14 protein-coding genes and 1 pseudogene are annotated in these 16,148 nt (G+C 68.1%); 6 read left to right on the forward strand and 9 right to left on the reverse strand.

Features of this window, described 5'->3' with window-relative positions; translation table 11 throughout:
• The first annotated feature begins 58 nt into the window (after positions 1-58).
• A complete protein-coding gene (locus tag HV798_RS14165; RefSeq protein ID WP_175192101.1) occupies positions 59-727 on the forward strand; it encodes an O-methyltransferase in 669 nt (222 codons plus the stop codon).
• On the opposite strand, the gene HV798_RS14170 is transcribed toward HV798_RS14165, so the two are convergent.
• The gene (locus tag HV798_RS14170; RefSeq protein ID WP_175192100.1) at positions 673-2,244 is read right to left on the reverse strand and encodes an MFS transporter; all 1,572 of its coding nucleotides are present in this window, start codon (positions 2,242-2,244) and stop codon (positions 673-675) included. The two genes, HV798_RS14165 and HV798_RS14170, sit on opposite strands and share 55 nt — an antisense overlap.
• Before the next feature lie 110 nt (positions 2,245-2,354).
• Between HV798_RS14170 and HV798_RS14175 the strand changes: the two genes are divergently transcribed.
• Positions 2,355-3,251, forward strand: coding sequence for a LysR family transcriptional regulator (locus HV798_RS14175; protein ID WP_175192099.1), 897 nt, complete (start codon positions 2,355-2,357; stop codon positions 3,249-3,251).
• A 46-nt stretch (positions 3,252-3,297) separates the two neighbouring features.
• Here HV798_RS14175 and HV798_RS14180 read toward each other — a convergent pair.
• From HV798_RS14180 to HV798_RS14200, 5 genes and pseudogenes are all read right to left on the reverse strand, one after another.
• A pseudogene (locus tag HV798_RS14180) lies at positions 3,298-4,101 on the reverse strand (acyl-CoA thioester hydrolase/BAAT C-terminal domain-containing protein); the annotation flags it as partial.
• A gap of 133 nt (positions 4,102-4,234) precedes the next feature.
• A complete protein-coding gene (locus HV798_RS14185) occupies positions 4,235-5,221 on the reverse strand; it encodes a Bug family tripartite tricarboxylate transporter substrate binding protein (protein WP_175192098.1) in 987 nt (328 codons plus the stop codon).
• A 180-nt stretch (positions 5,222-5,401) separates the two neighbouring features.
• On the reverse strand, positions 5,402-5,959 hold the full coding sequence (locus tag HV798_RS14190; protein WP_025136063.1) for a DUF1415 domain-containing protein: 558 nt from the start codon (positions 5,957-5,959) through the stop codon (positions 5,402-5,404).
• Positions 5,960-6,028: 69 nt separating this feature from the next.
• Complete coding sequence (locus HV798_RS14195) at positions 6,029-7,501, reverse strand: M20 family metallopeptidase (protein ID WP_175192097.1); 1,473 nt, start codon at positions 7,499-7,501, stop codon at positions 6,029-6,031.
• 45 nt (positions 7,502-7,546) lie between these two features.
• Positions 7,547-8,464 carry a LysR family transcriptional regulator gene (locus tag HV798_RS14200; RefSeq protein WP_175192096.1) on the reverse strand — a complete coding sequence of 306 codons (918 nt, stop codon included), beginning with the start codon at positions 8,462-8,464 and terminating at the stop codon, positions 7,547-7,549.
• Between the two features lie 114 nt (positions 8,465-8,578).
• Here HV798_RS14200 and HV798_RS14205 point away from each other — a divergent pair, with 114 nt between their 5' ends.
• On the forward strand, positions 8,579-9,532 hold the full coding sequence (locus HV798_RS14205) for an alpha/beta hydrolase (RefSeq protein ID WP_175192095.1): 954 nt from the start codon (positions 8,579-8,581) through the stop codon (positions 9,530-9,532).
• A gap of 19 nt (positions 9,533-9,551) precedes the next feature.
• Positions 9,552-10,538 carry a Bug family tripartite tricarboxylate transporter substrate binding protein gene (locus HV798_RS14210; RefSeq protein ID WP_175192094.1) on the forward strand — a complete coding sequence of 329 codons (987 nt, stop codon included), beginning with the start codon at positions 9,552-9,554 and terminating at the stop codon, positions 10,536-10,538.
• 122 nt (positions 10,539-10,660) lie between these two features.
• Here the strand turns inward: HV798_RS14210 and HV798_RS14215 are convergent, their stop codons facing one another.
• Both HV798_RS14215 and HV798_RS14220 read right to left on the reverse strand, forming a co-directional pair.
• The gene (locus tag HV798_RS14215; RefSeq protein WP_175192093.1) at positions 10,661-12,034 is read right to left on the reverse strand and encodes an ATP-binding protein; all 1,374 of its coding nucleotides are present in this window, start codon (positions 12,032-12,034) and stop codon (positions 10,661-10,663) included.
• On the reverse strand, positions 12,031-12,699 hold the full coding sequence (locus HV798_RS14220; protein ID WP_175192092.1) for a response regulator transcription factor: 669 nt from the start codon (positions 12,697-12,699) through the stop codon (positions 12,031-12,033). The genes HV798_RS14215 and HV798_RS14220 overlap by 4 nt, the downstream gene beginning before the upstream one ends.
• 142 nt (positions 12,700-12,841) lie before the next feature.
• Here HV798_RS14220 and HV798_RS14225 point away from each other — a divergent pair, with 142 nt between their 5' ends.
• Both HV798_RS14225 and HV798_RS14230 read left to right on the forward strand, forming a co-directional pair.
• Entirely contained in the window at positions 12,842-13,615 is a 774-nt protein-coding gene (locus HV798_RS14225) for a MipA/OmpV family protein (protein ID WP_175192091.1), read from the forward strand.
• A gap of 27 nt (positions 13,616-13,642) precedes the next feature.
• Entirely contained in the window at positions 13,643-14,284 is a 642-nt protein-coding gene (locus HV798_RS14230) for a substrate binding domain-containing protein (protein ID WP_175192090.1), read from the forward strand.
• Between the two features lie 25 nt (positions 14,285-14,309).
• On the opposite strand, the gene HV798_RS14235 is transcribed toward HV798_RS14230, so the two are convergent.
• Positions 14,310-15,935 (reverse strand): methyl-accepting chemotaxis protein, encoded by a 1,626-nt coding sequence (locus HV798_RS14235; protein WP_175192089.1) that lies wholly within the window; start codon positions 15,933-15,935, stop codon positions 14,310-14,312.
• Positions 15,936-16,148: the final 213 nt, after the last annotated feature.

The raw sequence follows: 16,148 nt of genomic DNA on the forward strand, positions 1-16,148 counted from the left end.
CGATCCGACAGGCCCTTCGATGCTGCCGCAACCGCTCACTTGATATCGGAACCCTCGCATGACCAATACCCTGACTTCCTCCCCCGTCGCCCCGCTCCTGGACCTGCTGTTCACGCAGGCCGACGCGTCGTGGTCCACCGCCGACCCGGCCCTGGCCACGATGTCGGACGCCGAACAGACCCGGCTGATGCGCAGCAAGACCGACTACCTCGATTTCTACGGCCGCATGAAAGACCTGCCGCTGGCCGTCTCGCCCGAAACCGGCACCCTGCTCTACATGCTGGCGCGCAGCGGCAACGCACGCTACATCGTGGAATTCGGCACCTCGTTCGGCATCTCGACGCTGCACCTGGCGGCCGCGCTGCGCGACAACGGCGGCGGCCGCCTGATCACCAGCGAGTTCGAGCCGTCCAAGGTGGTGCGTGCCCGCGAGAACCTGACGGCGGGCGGCCTGGCCGATCTGGTGGAATTCCGCCAGGGCGACGCGCTGCAAACGTTGGCCGCCGACCTGCCGGCGTCGATCGACCTGGTGCTATTGGACGGCGCCAAGGCCCTGTATTCCGACATCCTGGCGCTGCTGGAAAGCCGCCTGCGCCCGGGTGCGATGATCGTGGCCGACAACGCCGACTACTGCCCCGAATACCTGGCCCGGGTGCGGTCGCCGGCATCGGGTTATCTGTCCACGCCGTTCAGCGGTGATGTGGAAGTGTCGATGCGGCTGGGCTGACGCGCGGCGGGCTTCGGTTCCGTTCGCCCCAGGCACAGGAACACGATCAGCGCGGTCAGCACGGTCACGGCCGCCAGCCCCCACAGCAGGCTGGCGAATGCCTGCCCCGAGGCCTGCACCAATGCCGCGCGCCCGGCCGCGGGCAGCCACTGCGCGGCGGCGGCGAAATCGCCCGCCACCAGCCGCTGGGCGGCCTCGGCGGCGTGCGCCGCGCCGCCCGGAACCGCCGCGCCGATGTGCCGCGCCGTCAGCCCCGCCAGCACGCCGCTGACGATGGCGAGAGCCACGCCCTCGCCCGCCACCCGCGTGGTGCTGAAAATGCCCGTCGCCATGCCCGCGCGTTCCTTGGGCACGACACTGACCGCCAGGCCGTCCATCAGCCCCCAGGGCAGGCTGATGCCCACGCCGATCATCAGCATCGGGCCGACGAAGGCCTGGGGCTCACCGGCCGCCATCGCCACGGCCAGCCACGCCAGGCCGCCCGCGGACACCAGCAGGCCGGCGCCGCAGATGACGGCGGGCGCCAGCCAGCGCGTCATCAGGCCGGCCGCCACGGGCAGCAACAGCAACGGCGCCGACAGCGCGATCATCAGTCGGCCCGCGGCGATTTCGCTCAGGCCGTCCACGGCAATGAAACGCACCGGCAGCAGGATCAGCAGCACCACGAAGGCGTAGGCCGGCGCGGCCGCCAGCCACTGCACGCCGACAAAGCGCGGATAGCGAAACAGCGTCAGGTCCAGCATCGGCCGCGCCGTGCGCAGTTCGATCCGCGTGAACGCCACGAACAGCAGCAGCGCGCCCGCCAGCATCGAAAGCGTCAGCGGATCGCCCCACCCTTCTTGGGGCACCCGCATGATGCCCCATGTCAACAGTGCCAGCGCCGCAGTGAAGGCGGCCGCGCCGGGCCAGTCCAGCCGGCCCGCATCAGGGTCGCGCGATTCGCGCAGGCTGCGCGCACCCAGCACGAACGCCACCCCCGCCAGGCCGATCACCAGCAAGAAGATGCTGCGCCAGCCGTAGTGTTCGATCAGCCAGGCCGACGAAATCGGCCCGAACGACAGGCCCGCGCCGAAGCTGGCCCCCAGCAGGCTGAACGCCCGCATGCGCGGCAGGCCATCGAATTCCTGCGCCAGGGCGGCGGCCCCGCCCGAGAAGATCGCCGCGCCGCCCAGGCCTTGCGCGGCGCGCAGCCAATCGAAGCTGACGATGCCGGGCGCGTAGACCAGGCCGATCGAGGCCGCGATGAACAAGGCCGTGCCGGCCAGGAACACCCGGCGGCGGCCATAGCGGTCGGCCAGGGCGCCAGCCACCAGCAGCGCGCTGCCGAACGCCAGCATGAAAGCATTGGTGACCCAGTTCAGCGCTGCCGGTTCGCCGCCCAGCGCGCGGGCGATCGACGGCAGCGCGACGGCCGGCCCGGTAAAGCTGAGCGGCATGGCCGCGCAAGCCAGGCACACGGCGATCAGGATCAGGGTCTTGCGGGCCGCGGCAAGCGGGGCAACAGCGGATGAGGACATGAGGAAACCAGAAGTGGACGCGACGGCATTGAAGATACTTGCGCACGACTTCGGGATAAATAGGGTAAAAATCCACACACAAGAGAATTAATTTCCGCAATGGAGCCCCCATGGACCGCTTGAGCGGCTTGATGCCGTTTGTCCGCAGCGCCGAACTCGGCGGCTTTGCCGCCGCCGCCCGCGACCTGGACCTGTCGCCATCCGCCGTCGGCAAGGCCGTAGCCAAGCTCGAAAAAGACCTGCACGTGCGCCTGTTCCAGCGCAGCACGCGCCGCATGCAGCTCACCGAAGAAGGCCAGCTGTTCTACGAGCGCTGCAAACGCATTCTGGAAGACCTGGACGATGCCCACGCCATGCTGTCGCAGACGCTGGAAGTGCCGCGTGGGCGGCTGCACGTCAGCGCGCCGCTGGTCAGCTACCACTTCCTGTTGCCCGTACTGCCGGCCTTCGCGGCGCACTATCCGGGCATCGAACTGGACATGGATTTCAACGACCGTATCGTCGACCTGATCGGCGAACGGGTCGACGTGGCCATCCGCAGCGGTGACCTGCCCGACTCGCGCCTGGCGGCCCGCACGTTGGGCAAGTACCGGTTGCAGCTATGCGCGGCGCCGGCCTACCTGGCGCAGCACGGCGTGCCCGCGCGGCCACGCGACCTGGAACGGCACCGCGCCGTGCGCTTTCGCTATCCCAACGCCGGCACGCTGCAGGAATGGCCGCTGATCTTGCCCGCGGGCGACGCGCCGCCGCGCCTGGCCACGGCGTTCACCTGCAACAACATGGAAGCGCTGCTGGGCGCCACCGTCAGCGGCTTCGGCATCGGCTGCATGCCCGACTTTCTGGTGCACGACGCCGTGGCGAGCGGGGCCTTGCAGGTCGTGCTGGCCGACCATGTGCAAGGCGAAGGCCGCTTTCAGGCGCTGTGGCCGTCCAACCGCAACCTGTCGCCCAAGGTGCGCGTGTTCGTGGATTTCATCAGCGAGCGGCTGTTCAAGCACGGCCACTGAAGCCTGCCGCGGGCACACTGGCCGCGCGCCCGCCACTGCCGGGCCTTCAGGCCTGCTGCGAACGGGCGCCGCCCGACGCACGCCCCAGGAAATCCAGCACCGCCAGGTAAGACCCTTCGTTGCCCGCCGCATTGGCGGCCGGCGTGCCGCCCGCGTCCAGCAGCAGGCCGGACATGGCGTGCGGCTTGCTGATCAACGTGGCCGGCAGGTAGGGATAGTGCACGTGGTGCCCCGCCCCCATGCAGACATGGTGGAACGTGGGCAGGCCATGCGCCTGGCGCTGGCGCATCACGATTTCGGAATACGCCGTGCTGGGCCAGAAGCCGTCGTCGGACGCGCTGACCAGCATGACCGGCCCCGGATAGCGCTCGACCGGAATGCGGGCCCGTTCGAACGCCGCGGCGTCGCGGCTGGCGCTGAGAAAAGCGTGGGTCTGCCGATACGGCGGGTCGGACGCATAGGCCGCGTCCCAGTCGGCGGTGGCGTTGTCCTGCCACAGGTGCGGCAGCGGCTCGCCGGCCTTGCGCCAGACCTGCGCATTGCGCCCGGTGCCCGGCTCACCCGCGCTGACCACGCCGTGCGTCACGGGCGACGGCACGTAGGCCACCACCGCACTGACCAGCTCGGGATAATGCGCCGCCACCAGCAACGAGGTCTCGCCGCCCCGGCTGATGCCCGACAGCGCCACGAAGCCGTCCCGTGGCTGCAACGTATCGCGGGCCCAGCGCAGCGCATGCTCGAAGTATTCCAGCGGCATGTCGTTCAGGTACTTGGGGCGGCCCTCGTAATTGAAGATGCCCAGCGCCAGGCATTGGTAGCCGCGGGCGGCGAACAGCGCGGCACGCGCCGCACATGCGCATGCGGGCCGTGACGGTCACGAAGGCATAGGGCGCGAAGCCATCGATGCGGATCTCGCGGGCAACGTCGATCAGCGCGAATTCCGGGCTGACGGTGATGCGGGGCTGTTCGGTCATGGCGGATTCTCAGCCTTTCAGGTCGGTCTTGGGCACGTTGTTGGCGCGGATCACGCCGGCCCACAGCGCGGATTCTTCGGCAATGACGCGGTCCAGGTCGGCCGACGAGGTGAATTCCACCGTCACGCCCTGCGCGGCAAACTGCTGCACCAGGCCGGGGTCGCGCGTGCCTTCACGCACCGCGTTTTCCAGGATGCGGACCACGCTGCCCGGCATCGCGGCCGGGCCCGAGATCATCATGCGGGTGTAAAGCTCCATGCCGTCGACGCCCGCCTCTTTCATGGTGGGCACGTCGGGCAGGCTGGACAGCCGCTGGTCGGCCGTCACCGCCAGCACCTGCAACTTGCCCGACTGGATGTTGGGCAGCGCCGAGGTCGGAAAATCAAACGTGCTTTGCACCGTGCCGGCCATCAGGTCCAGCAGCGCGGGGCCGCTGCCCTTGTAGGGCACGTCCTGAAACTGCGTGCCGGTCTTGGACTGGAAGTGCAGCAGCGCCAGATGGTTGATGACGCCACGCCCGGCGTGCGCGCACGTCAGGTCGCCCGGCTTTTTCTTGGCCAGCGCGATGAATTCCTGCACGTTCTTCACGCCCAGCGCCGGATGCACGATCAGCAGCATGGGCGACTTGCCCATCGACCCCAACTGCTTGAAGTCCGACACCTGGTACGGCAGATTGTTGTACAGCAACGGGTTCAGGATCATGCCGTTGGTGCCGGCAAACCCCAGCGTGTAGCCGTCGGGTTCGGCCCGCGCCACGGCCACGGTGGCGATGATGGCCTGGCCGCCCGGGCGGTTCTCCACCACCACGTTGCCCTTCAATATCTTGGCCATGCGCTCGGCCAGCGCGCGCGCGGCAATGTCGGTCAGGCCGCCCGGCGCAAAGCCGACCAGCAGCCGCACGGGGCGGGCAGGAAAGTCAGCCTGCGCCCAGGCGGGGCGAGGCATCAACGGCAGCGCGGCAAGCGCGCCCAGGGCATGGCGGCGGGTGAACGGCATAAGGCTCTCCGGACAGGCGTGCACGGCAGGCGCGCGGCATCCGGCCGCGGCGAGCCATGCGATCAACGACAAGGGGGGAAGGAGGCACAGGCCGCCCGCCGAACGGCGGGGGTCTCAATGACGGTATCTTGTATGCAATATGACGCCGGGGCTATCTAGGGATATCCCGGTGGGCATCAATCAGGCCTTGGTCATCAGACGCTTCCAGCCTTCAAGACCCAGGCGGTTCATCGTCTCGATGTTCTTTTCGTAGATCTCGGCGGCATCCGGGAAGGATTCCACCGCGCGGTCGATGCTGTCTTCGCGCAGCAGGTGCAGGATCGGGTACGGCGAACGGTTGGTGTAGTTCTCGATGTCGTCCGGCTGCGTATCGGCAAACTGGAACTGCGGATGGAACGTCGCAACCTGCAATTCACCCACCAGGCGCATGCGCTTGAGCAGGCGGTCGGACAGTTCCTCGAAGTCGTTGAAATCCAGGAAATCGTCCAGCGCGTCGGGAATGATCAGCAGCGTCGTGTCGATCTTTTCCGGATCGGTCTCGGCCAACAGGGCCAGTTCGTCCTGCAGGTCGGTCAACACGCCTTCGGCGTCGGTCGCGTCGCTGACGGCAAAGCGGATCTGGTCCTTGACCTGAACCGCCTTGGCGAACGGACAGAGATTCAGGCCGATCACGGCCTGGGTCAGCCAGTGGCGGGTTTCTGCGACCACGTTGGCGTAGGCGTCGGAGGTGGAAATCATCTGGGCAATCCTGGAAAAAGAAAAGCGCGGGCCTGATGCAGCCCGCGCCCGATATTGCGTATGCGTCCGTCAGGCCGTCGGCATGGCCGCCATGGTCTGGGCGACCGCGGCGGTGAGCTTCTTGCCGTAGGGCACGTGCAGGAATTCGTTCGGGCCGTGGGCGTTGGACTTCGGGCCCAGTACGCCGCAGACCATGAACTGCGCCTTGGGGAAGCCCTTTTGCAGGATGCTCATCAGCGGAATCGTGCCGCCCTGGCCGATGTAGCCGCAGGGCGAGCCGTAGTACTGCTGCGAGGCGGCGTCCAGCGCGCTGGTCAGCCACGGCACGGATGCGGGCGCGTTCCAGCCGGTGGCGGCGCCTTCGTTGGCCTTGAAGATGACCTTGGCGTTGTAGGGCGCGTCGGCTTCGAGCAATTCCTTGATTTCCTGCGAGGCGGCCACGGCGTCCACCAGCGGCGGCAGGCGCAGCGACAGCTTGAAGGCCGTGCGCGGACGCAGCACGTTGCCGGCGCTGGACAGCGGCGGCAGGCCTTCGGCGCCGGTCACCGACAGCGTCGGACGCCAGGTGCGGTTCAGCAGGGCCTGTTCGGGTTCGGTGGTCATCGGCAGCACGAAACCGCCTTCGGCGCCGCAGCTCCAGGGGAAACGGCGCCACACTTCGTCGCCCAGGATGCGGGCGGTGGCGGAAACCTGTTCAATGCGTTCGGCCGGGATTTCGCAATGCAGGCTTTGCGGCAGCAGGCGGCCGGTGCCGCTGTCTTCCAGGCGGTCCAGCAGATGGCGCAGGATGCGGAACGACGACGGCACCACGCCGCTGGAATCGCCCGAGTGCACGCCTTCGTCCAGCACCTGCACTTCCAGCGTGCCCGACACCATGCCGCGCAGCGACGTGGTCATCCACAGTTGGTCGTAGTTGCCGGCGCCCGAGTCCAGGCACACCACCAGCGCCACGTTGCCCAGGCGGTCGCGCAGCGCGTCCACATAGGGCAGCAGGTCGTAGCTGCCGGATTCTTCACAGGTTTCGACAATGCCGACGCAGCGCGGGCGCGGAATGCCCTGCTTGTCCAGCGCCATGATGGCGGTCAGCGAGGCGTACACGGCGTAGCCGTCGTCGGCGCCGCCGCGGCCGTACAGCTTGCCGTCTTCGTATTTGGGGGTCCAGGGACCCAGGCCGGCGCGCCAGCCCGAGAATTCCGGCTGCTTGTCCAGGTGGCCGTACAGCAGCACCGTGTCGCCGTTGTCGCTGCGGGTGGCCGGCGCGTCAAAGAAGATGACGGGCGTGCGGCCCGGCAGGCGCACCACTTCCAGTTTCAGGCCCGAGACCTTCTGGGCTTCGACCCACTGGGCCGCATCACGCACCACGCGCTCGATGAACGCGTTCTTTTCCCAGTCGGCATCGAACGCCGGGCTTTTGGCCGGAATGGCGATGTAGTCGGTCAGCGCGGGGATGATCTCGTTGTCCCACTTGTCGTCCACAAAAGCCTGCAGAGCCTTCGGATCGAGGGTAGGAGGAAGGGCGTCTTCGGGGATACGTGCGTTCATGGCGCGGAATCCTGTGAGGGAATGTCAGGGGGGAATCCGGCTATTTTAGCGCGCCGCGTAGGCCTCGATCCGGCCCCACACCTGGCGCGCCAGCGGCTTGGCGTTGTCCACCGACTGGTACAGCCGGATCTCCATATGGATGTCGTTGCGCGCGCTGTCGGCGCGCACCAGGCTGCCTGCGCGCAGGTCGGCCTCGACCAGCGTGTGCGGCAGCCACGCCAGCCCGAAACCCTGGCGGGCCATGGCGTGCAGGGCGTCGGCCAGGTCCGATTCATACATCGTCTGCAACTGCGCGGTGACGCACAGGCCGCGCAGCCGGTCGCGCAGGATGCGGCCCAGCGACATGCTGTCGGCGTAGGCCAGGAACGGCACCGCCGGGTCGCTGGCCAGCTTGGGCACAGCGTGGCGCGGATGCTTGCTGCCTGCGGCCAGCGGCGCGCTCACCGCCACCAGCTTGTCAGCGCCCACCCGGCGGCAGCGGTAATTGGGGTTGTCGATCTGGGCGTACAGCGGTTCATGGGCGTGGCACAGCAGGAAATCGACTTCGCCCTCGGCCAGCATGTCCACGCCGTAGTTCAGGGTGGTGGTGATCACCTTCAGCTGGAAGGGCGGCATGCCCTGCTGCACGCTGGCCATCAGCCCCGGCAGCACCGAATGCGCCAGCGTCTTGCCCGAGGCAATCGAGATCTTGCGGCTGCGGGTCAGTTCCGGCTTTTGCAGGCTCAGCCGGGTTTCCCGCAGGATGTCCAGCACGTCGATGGCCGCCGCCAGCATGCTGCGGCCGGCCGGGTTCAGGGTGGACACCTGGTGGCCGCGTTCCACCAGCGGCACGCCGGCCCAATCCTCCAGCGCCTTGATGCGGCGCCCGAACGCCGGGTGCGTGATATTGCGGGCCTCGGCCGCCTGGTACAGGTTGCGCGATTTGGACAGCGCCACGAAGTCCTCCAGCCACTTGATGTCCATCTTGTCTCCGACGGCTTGTTATGGCGTTGTGCCGATCCGGCACAACGTCTGCACATTTTGCACAAGGCCGGCTTTGGTTACAACTAGTATTACGGCGTCATTCCGGAGATGCCGATGCCCGACGCCCCCATCCTGCTGAAATCCCTGCGCAGCCACTTTCTGGGCGGCCACGACGTCGTGGCCAGCGGGCTGCCGGTGCTGCAAAAGAAAGTGGTGGGCAACGCCTCGGCGCGCGCCATCGACATGAACGGCCGCTACAGCGCCGGCCAGCTCTACGTGCAGGAATACCGGCTGGCGCAGCCCCGTCACCCCTACCCCGTGCTGCTGTGGCACGGCGGCGGCATGACGGGCGCCCAATGGGAAAGCACGCCCGACGGCCGCCAGGGCTGGCTCTGGCGCCTGCTGCAATCGGGCTACGACGTGTTCGTGGCCGATGCGCCCGAACGCGGCCGCGCATCGTGGGCCATGTCGCCGCAGGTCTACGACACCGCCCCCATCTTCCGTTCCAAGGAAGAGGCCTGGCAGTTGTTTCGCATCGGCCCGGCCGACGGCTACGCGCCCGCCGGCCAGGCGCGGCGCGCCTATCCGGGGCAGCAGTTTCCCGAAGACGCCTTCGATACCTTCGCCAAGCAATTCGTGCCGCGCTGGCTGAACCATGACGCGATGGCGCTGGACGCCTATCGCCTGCTGCTGGACCTGGCCGGCCCCTGCATCGTCATCGGCCACAGCCAGGGCGGCGGCTACGCCACGCAACTGGCGCGCGAATGCCCCGGCCCGATCCGCGCGGTGGTGGCGGTGGAACCCACCGGCACGCCCGCCACGGTCGACGGCCCCCTGCCCCCGCAGTTGCTGGTCTGGGGCGACCACTTCGCCGCCAACGACACCTGGCAGCGCTACCGCGCCCAGACAGACGCCTATTGGCACGCCCTGCAACGCGCGGGCAAGCGGGCCGACGTGCTGGACCTGCCCGCCGCCGGCATCGCCGGCAATTCGCATTTCTGCATGCTGGACCGCAACAGCGACCGCATCGCCGAACTGATCGTCGACTGGCTCAACGGCCTCGACTAACCTTCGCCTGGAGACACTCATGACATTGACGAAAACCACCTTGGCCGTGGCGCTCTTGACCGGCGCCTCGCTGCTGTCCGGCGCGGCCTCGGCCCAGCAGGCCGACTACCCCAACAAGCCCGTACGCCTGATCGTGCCGTTCGCTCCCGGCGGCACCGCCGACATCATCGGCCGCGTGTTCGCCGCGCAGCTGGGCACCGAACTGGGCGCCACCGTGGTGGTCGAGAACAAGGCCGGCGCAGGCGGCTCGATCGGCACGCGTTTTGTGGCCGATGCCGCGCCCGATGGCTACATCCTGCTGCTGGCCTCGTCCAGCACCCACGGCACCAACCCCGCCGTCTACAAGAACCTGACGTACGACGCGGTAGAGGACTTCACCGCCATCACGCAGCTGGTCACCGTGCCGGGCGTGCTGAGCGTGACTAAGGACTTTCCGGCCGCCGACCTGAACGCGCTGATCGCGACGGCCAAGGCCAACCCGGACAAATACACCTACGCCTCGTCGGGCGCGGGCGGCCTGGGCAACCTGGCCATGGAACTGATGAAGTCGATGACGGGCGCCAAGCTCATGCACATCGCCTACCGCGGCGCGGGCCCGGCATTCACCGACGTGATCAGCGGCCAGGTCTCGATGATCTGGGAACCCGTGCCGGCCTCGCTGCCGTACATCAAGGGCGGCCAGATTCGCCCGATTGCCATTGCGGCCGACACGCGTTCGCCCGAACTGCCCGACACGCCGACCTTCAAGGAAGCCGGCCTGCCGCGCTATGAAGCCAATGCCTGGAATGGCCTGCTGGCCCCCAAGGGCCTGCCCGCCGACGTGACGCAGAAGCTGCACGACGCATCGGTCAAGGCGCTGAACAATCCCGAGGTGAAGGCCAAGATGGCCAGCCTGGGCGGCACGGTGGTGGCCGGCACGTCGGAAGCGTTCAAGAACGTGATCGCCAGCGACGTGAAGAAGTGGAAGAACGTGGCGGCCGACGCCAAGATCCAGCTGGATCAATAATCCTCTGGCGCCCCTGGACCGGATCTGGGGCGGCGCCTGACCGCGCGGTGGGCCGTCAGGCAGACGCCATGCGATGAACGCACCTCAAGGGTGGGACACGCCGGCCCCCCCTTGGGGTGTTTTCATGTATTGGCTGGCGCCGCATCGCCGGGAAAAGTCACCACCAGCGCCACGCCGCGGCCATTCAGCCCCGGCGCGAAGGCCACCGTGGCGCCATGACGCGCCGCAATCTGCGCCACCAGCGACAGGCCGATGCCGCTGCCGCCGTCCCCCGCGCCCGCCCCCACGCCGCGATAGAAGCGATCGAACACCCGCACCCGTTCCCGCGGCGCGATGCCCGGGCCATCGTCGGCCACGCGCAGCCAGGCTCCGCCATCTTGCGCGGGACCGCAGGCCACCGCGATCTGGCCATTTTCCGGGGTGTAGCGCAAGGCGTTGTCCAGCAGGTTGCGCACCAACATGCCCAGGCTGTCCATGCGCCCCCGCACCTCGCAGGCCTGTACATCCAGCTGAATGCGTTGGCGCTTGCGAGAGGCGGCCGATTCGCTGTCGCGCACCAGCAGCACCACCAGTTGGTCCAACGCCACGGCTTCCAGATCGGCGCCTTTTTCGCTGACCGCGTCCATCCGGGCCTGGTCCAGCAATTGCTCGGCCAGCCGCGCGGTGCGCTGTGCCACGGCGCGCAGCTTGACGCCGACTTCGGCCGCTGGCGTCCCCGCAATGCCCTGCAACAGCAGTTCGGTCTGGGCGCTGAGCGCGGCCAGAGGCGTACGCAGTTCATGCGCGGCGTCAGCCAGAAAGCGCCGTTCATGGTCCATGGCGGCTTGCAGACGCAACAACAAAGTATTGATGGATTGCACGTAGGGATGCAGCTCGCCGGGCAAGCCGTCCAGCGGCAAGGGCGCCAGGTCGAACGGCGCGCGTTGCTGGATCGCCTCGCCGGCCTGGTCCACCCGGGCAAAGGCCTGGCGCACCACGATCCAGATCGCCGCCGCCAATAGCAGGAACAACGCCGATACGATCAGCAGGCCTCGCTTGAAGGCGGCCACGGCCTCGGCCCGCAACACGCTGTCAGCGCGCGCCATTTGCACCTGTACCTGGCCGAAAGCATCGCTGAGCGTATACACGCGCAGGCCCTCTCCCTCTCCCTGGCCGTCACTGAAACCGTCCTCGAAGCCCGGATTCAGGGGCTGGGCCGGCGCCTCCGGGGATCGCAGCACCAGGCGGCGCTCTTGCAGGGACCAGATCTGAACCAGGCTGCGATCTCCCCGGTACAGGCTGGAGGGAGGCAGCTCGAAGCGTTCATCGGTCATTTCGGCCAAGAGATTGCGCCGCAGCGACAGGATGGTCTGGTTGGCGCTGTCCATCAAGGCCTGGTCGCGTATGCCGGTGCGCGCCTCGTTCATGGCGTGCTGCTGGCAAAAGAACACGGCCGCCCACGTCAGCAGCAGCGTCAGCAACAAGGTGATGGTCAGACGTCGACGCAGGGTCTTCATGGTGCGTCCGCCGTGGCGATGCGGTAGCCCAGGCCGTGCACGGTCGCCACCAGGTCGTCACCCAGTTTGCGCCGCAGTTGATGGATATACACCGCCACGGTATTGCTTTCGATGGTGCCGCTGCCGCCGTACACGGCGGATTCGAGCTGTTCGCGGCTGACGGTCTGGCCCGCCCGTTCCATCAGCGCCAGCAGGGTGCGGTATTCGCTGGCGCTCAGCACGACTTCGGCGCCCGCCTTGGTGACCACCCGCCGGGCCGGGTCCAGCAGCACATCGCGGCAACGCAGGGCCGACACCACCGAATTGCGGCTGCGCCGCACCACCGCACGCAACCGCGCCTGCAGTTCGTCGAGCTGGAACGGCTTGACGATGTAGTCGTCCGCGCCGGCATCCAGGCCCTGCACCCGCTCGGTCAGGCGGTCGCGGGCGGTGATGATGAGCACCGGCGTGGCGTCGTAGCGCGACCGCAGGTGCTTCAACACCGCCAGGCCGCTGCCCCCGGGCAAGCCCAGGTCCAGCAGCACCGCGCCGTAGCTGTGCTCGACCAGCGCCAGGCGCGCAGCCGGTACGTCGCGGACCCAGTCGACCCGCATACCCGACCCCGCCAGGCTGGCGCGCAAGGCGTCCCCCAGCATGGCGTCGTCTTCCACCAGCAAGACTTGCACGAACACTCCCTGACTATCCACGGTGCGGCATTGTGCCGCCCGGGATTTAAAGAATTTTTAAAAGCGCGCTTCGACAATGGGCGCCTTATCGCGTTGCGGCCGATGCCGCGCGCAAGGCCCACCAGAAAGGAAGATCCCCGCAATGAAGCTGGCAATGTTAGCAAGAGGCGCCGCCACCGCCGCCGTCCTGGCCTGCGCCGCGGGCCAGGCCCAGGCCGATCAACCCGGCACCAATTTCATCGGCTTGGGCGTGGGATACGTCCCGGTTTATGAAGGCTCGCGCGACTACCGCGCCCTCCCCGTGCCGCTGATCAACTACCATTCCGGCAACTTCTTCATCTCGCCGCGCGCCGGCCTGCCCGCCATGGGCCTGCAGACCGACCTGGCGCCCGATTGGAAGGCCGGCGTCTTCCTGGGCATGGCGTTGGGCCGCGATGCCAGCGATGCCGACCGCACCAAGGGGCTGGACGACATCGACTTCCACGCCACCTACGGCGGCTTCGTCGAATGGACGCCCGGCCCCTGGTCGCTCGGCGCGGCGTACCGCCAGGCGGCCCGCAGCGGCTACGGCGGCACGCTGGAACTGCGCGCCACCTATAACGCCTGGCAGGAAGGCGCCCACCGCGTCAACGTCGGCGCCAGCACGCAATGGGCCAGCCACGATGCCATGCAGACCTGGTTCGGCGTCACGTCCAGCCAGGCCGCACGCAGCCGCGAAGGCCTGTCGACCTATTCGCCGTCATCCGGCTTCAAGTCGGCGGCCGTGTTCGCCAACTGGTCGTATCGCATCAACCCCAGCTGGAGCACCATCACCACGGTCGGCGTGAACACGCTGCTGGGCGACGCGCGCGACAGCCCCCTGACCGAGCGCCGCGCCAATGTGTTCGGCAGCGTCGGCGTGGTCTACGCGTTCTGATCGATTGCGATCGCACCGGACCTCGCCATGGTGGATCTGACCCGAGCCGGCGCGCTGCGCCTGACCCTGCCGGATGCCCGCGTGCACGATGCGCTGGCCCCGGCGCTGGCGGCCTTCGCCGAACGGCATCCGGACGTGCGCGTGCTGTGGGGCCAGGGCGGTGCCGAGACTGACGCGGCACGCGAGCGCTGCGATCTTTCCATCGGCCTGGAACCCCCGGCGGACCCCGCCCGGGTGGCGCATCGCCTGGGCGCCCTGCGTGCCCGCCTGTATGCCGCGCCCGGCTACCTGGCGCAGCGGCCGCCGCCCGAACATCCCATCGACCTGGCGCTGCACGACTGCGTCGGCCTGCACGTCGGTCCGCAGCGCGGGCACGATAGCCGGCCGGCTCGCTGGCGGCTGTGGTCGGGATCGGAACGCGTGGTGGTCACGGTGCGTGAACGCTATGGCGTCGACACGCCCGCCATGGCAATGCAGCTGGCCGCGCGCGGCGTGGGCATCGCCGCGTTGCACGCCACCGGCACGGCGGCCCCGCTTGCCGCCGGGCTGGTGCCGGTGCTGCCGGGTTGGGAAATGGAACCGGTCACGCTGTACGCGCTGAGCGGCCCGCGGCGCCTGCCGGCGCGCGCCCGCGCGCTGGTCGACTGGCTGGCGCGGGCGCTGGCCTGAAACACTATTCAGGTCGGCGGCGGGTTCAGGCGCCCAGCAACACCGGTTCGCCGTCCCGGCCCAACGCGGGCGCATCGGCATCGATCACCCGGCCGGCCTGCAGCTTGAACACCGCCACCGCTTCGCGCAGGCGTTGCGCCTGGGTTTCCAGCGACGCCGCGGAGGCGGCCGCCTGCTCGACCAGCGCCGCGTTCTGCTGCGTCACGCTGTCCATCTGCGACACGGCCTGATTCACCTGCTGGATGCCCTGCGACTGCTCTTCGGACGCGCTGGAAATCTCGTTGATGATGTCCGTCACCCGGCGCACCGACGTCACGATTTCCTGCATGGTGGCGCCGGCGGCTTCCACCTGGTCCGAACCGATCGACACCTTCTGCACCGAGTCGTCGATCAAGCCCTTGATTTCCTTGGCGGCCTGGCCGCTGCGCTGAGCCAGCGCGCGCACTTCGCTGGCCACCACCGCAAAGCCCTTGCCTTGCTCACCGGCGCGGGCGGCTTCCACCGCCGCGTTCAGCGCCAGGATGTTGGTCTGGAAGGCAATGCCGTCGATCACGCCGACGATGTCGGCGATGCGGTTGGAACTGTCGGCAATGGCGCGCATGGTGCCCACCACGTCGCCCACCGCCTGGCCGCCGCGGGTGGCCACGTCGGAAGCGGCCACGGCCAGTTGCGATGCGCTGCGCGAGCTGTCGGCGTTGTTCTTCACCGTGGACGACAGCTCGTCCATGCTGGCGGCGGTTTCCTCCAGCGAGGCGGCCTGCTGCTCGGTGCGCGACGACAGGTCGATGTTGCCCGCCGCGATCTCGCGCGAGCCGGTATGGATTTCCTCGACGCCCAGCCGCACGGCGGCCACGGTGCGCGCCAGGCTGTCCTGCATGCGCTTGACGGCGGCGTAGAGCACGCCGATTTCATTGTTGCCGCGTTGCTCGATGCGGTTGGTCAGGTCGCCGCTGGCGATGCGGTCGAACAGGCGGCCGGCGTCGTGCAGCGGCCGGAACACCGAGCGCGCGAACACGGCGTACAGGCCGACAACCAGCACCGCCACCACGACCAGCAGGCCGATCAGGAACGCGATGGCGCCATTGATGCGCGTCGACGACTCGTTCGCCACGCGGCGTCCCACCTCGTCGGCAAAGTCGGAATACTTCTGGTTGGCCTGCGTGAAGGTGATGCCCAGCGGCGTCACCTTGTCCAGATTCAGCCGGCTGGCTTCCTGGGCATTGCCGGCGCGAATGGCCGCGATCATCGGCAAAATGGCATCGCGCTGGTACACGTCATAGGCGGCCAGGGCGGCCTCGAAGAGCGGCTTGCCCACCGGTGACGTCTCGGGCGTCTGGCGCGCGCTCTGCACCAGGTCGGCCGCGCGCTTGGTGTAGCCGTCCAGCCGCTGCATGCTGGCCAGGTTGTCGATGCGCTTGCCTTCCAGCAACGCACTCTGCGCCGCCAGCAGCACCAGGCGGGCGCGCAACAGTTCGGCGCCTGCGTCGTCCATGGCGTTGGATCGCACCAGGTTGGTGTCCAGCAGCACTTCGATGGAACTGCGGTTGGACGTCAACTGCTGATAGACGGCAATGCCGGTCAGCAGGAAAAGCGCGAAAAAAACGCCAAGCGCGGTCGTCAGGACCGCGCGGATACTCAGATTCTTGAACATGGGGGGGGCCTTTCCGGGTTTGCATGAGGCAGCCGCGACGGGCTGTCCCCCTGCTTTACGGCCCAATGCAATGAAAAGTTAAATATCTCATTGGGTTACATCGTGGTTTGCCCAGCAGGCGAAAAAAAACCTCACCAGAAACTGGTGAGGTTTTTGTCGGCGGGAAAAGCCCCCCCGGCCGCCCGGCCGCCCGAAGGCCGGGGAGCCCCCTTG

This window comes from Achromobacter deleyi (genome assembly GCF_902859705.1).
In the GTDB taxonomy this organism is placed as follows: Bacteria; Pseudomonadota; Gammaproteobacteria; order Burkholderiales; family Burkholderiaceae_B; genus Achromobacter; species Achromobacter deleyi.

Bases quoted from the DNA above. Each gene is read 5' to 3' on its own strand.
- HV798_RS14165 (WP_175192101.1), top strand. From the start codon at position 59: ATGACCAATACCCTGACTTCCTCCCCCGTCGCCCCGCTCCTGGACCTG.
- HV798_RS14170 (WP_175192100.1), bottom strand. From the start codon at position 2,244: ATGTCCTCATCCGCTGTTGCCCCGCTTGCCGCGGCCCGCAAGACCCTG.
- HV798_RS14175 (WP_175192099.1), top strand. From the start codon at position 2,355: ATGGACCGCTTGAGCGGCTTGATGCCGTTTGTCCGCAGCGCCGAACTC.
- HV798_RS14185 (WP_175192098.1), bottom strand. From the start codon at position 5,221: ATGCCGTTCACCCGCCGCCATGCCCTGGGCGCGCTTGCCGCGCTGCCG.
- HV798_RS14190 (WP_025136063.1), bottom strand. From the start codon at position 5,959: ATGATTTCCACCTCCGACGCCTACGCCAACGTGGTCGCAGAAACCCGC.
- HV798_RS14195 (WP_175192097.1), bottom strand. From the start codon at position 7,501: ATGAACGCACGTATCCCCGAAGACGCCCTTCCTCCTACCCTCGATCCG.
- HV798_RS14200 (WP_175192096.1), bottom strand. From the start codon at position 8,464: ATGGACATCAAGTGGCTGGAGGACTTCGTGGCGCTGTCCAAATCGCGC.
- HV798_RS14205 (WP_175192095.1), top strand. From the start codon at position 8,579: ATGCCCGACGCCCCCATCCTGCTGAAATCCCTGCGCAGCCACTTTCTG.
- HV798_RS14210 (WP_175192094.1), top strand. From the start codon at position 9,552: ATGACATTGACGAAAACCACCTTGGCCGTGGCGCTCTTGACCGGCGCC.
- HV798_RS14215 (WP_175192093.1), bottom strand. From the start codon at position 12,034: ATGAAGACCCTGCGTCGACGTCTGACCATCACCTTGTTGCTGACGCTG.
- HV798_RS14225 (WP_175192091.1), top strand. From the start codon at position 12,842: ATGAAGCTGGCAATGTTAGCAAGAGGCGCCGCCACCGCCGCCGTCCTG.
- HV798_RS14230 (WP_175192090.1), top strand. From the start codon at position 13,643: ATGGTGGATCTGACCCGAGCCGGCGCGCTGCGCCTGACCCTGCCGGAT.
- HV798_RS14235 (WP_175192089.1), bottom strand. From the start codon at position 15,935: ATGTTCAAGAATCTGAGTATCCGCGCGGTCCTGACGACCGCGCTTGGC.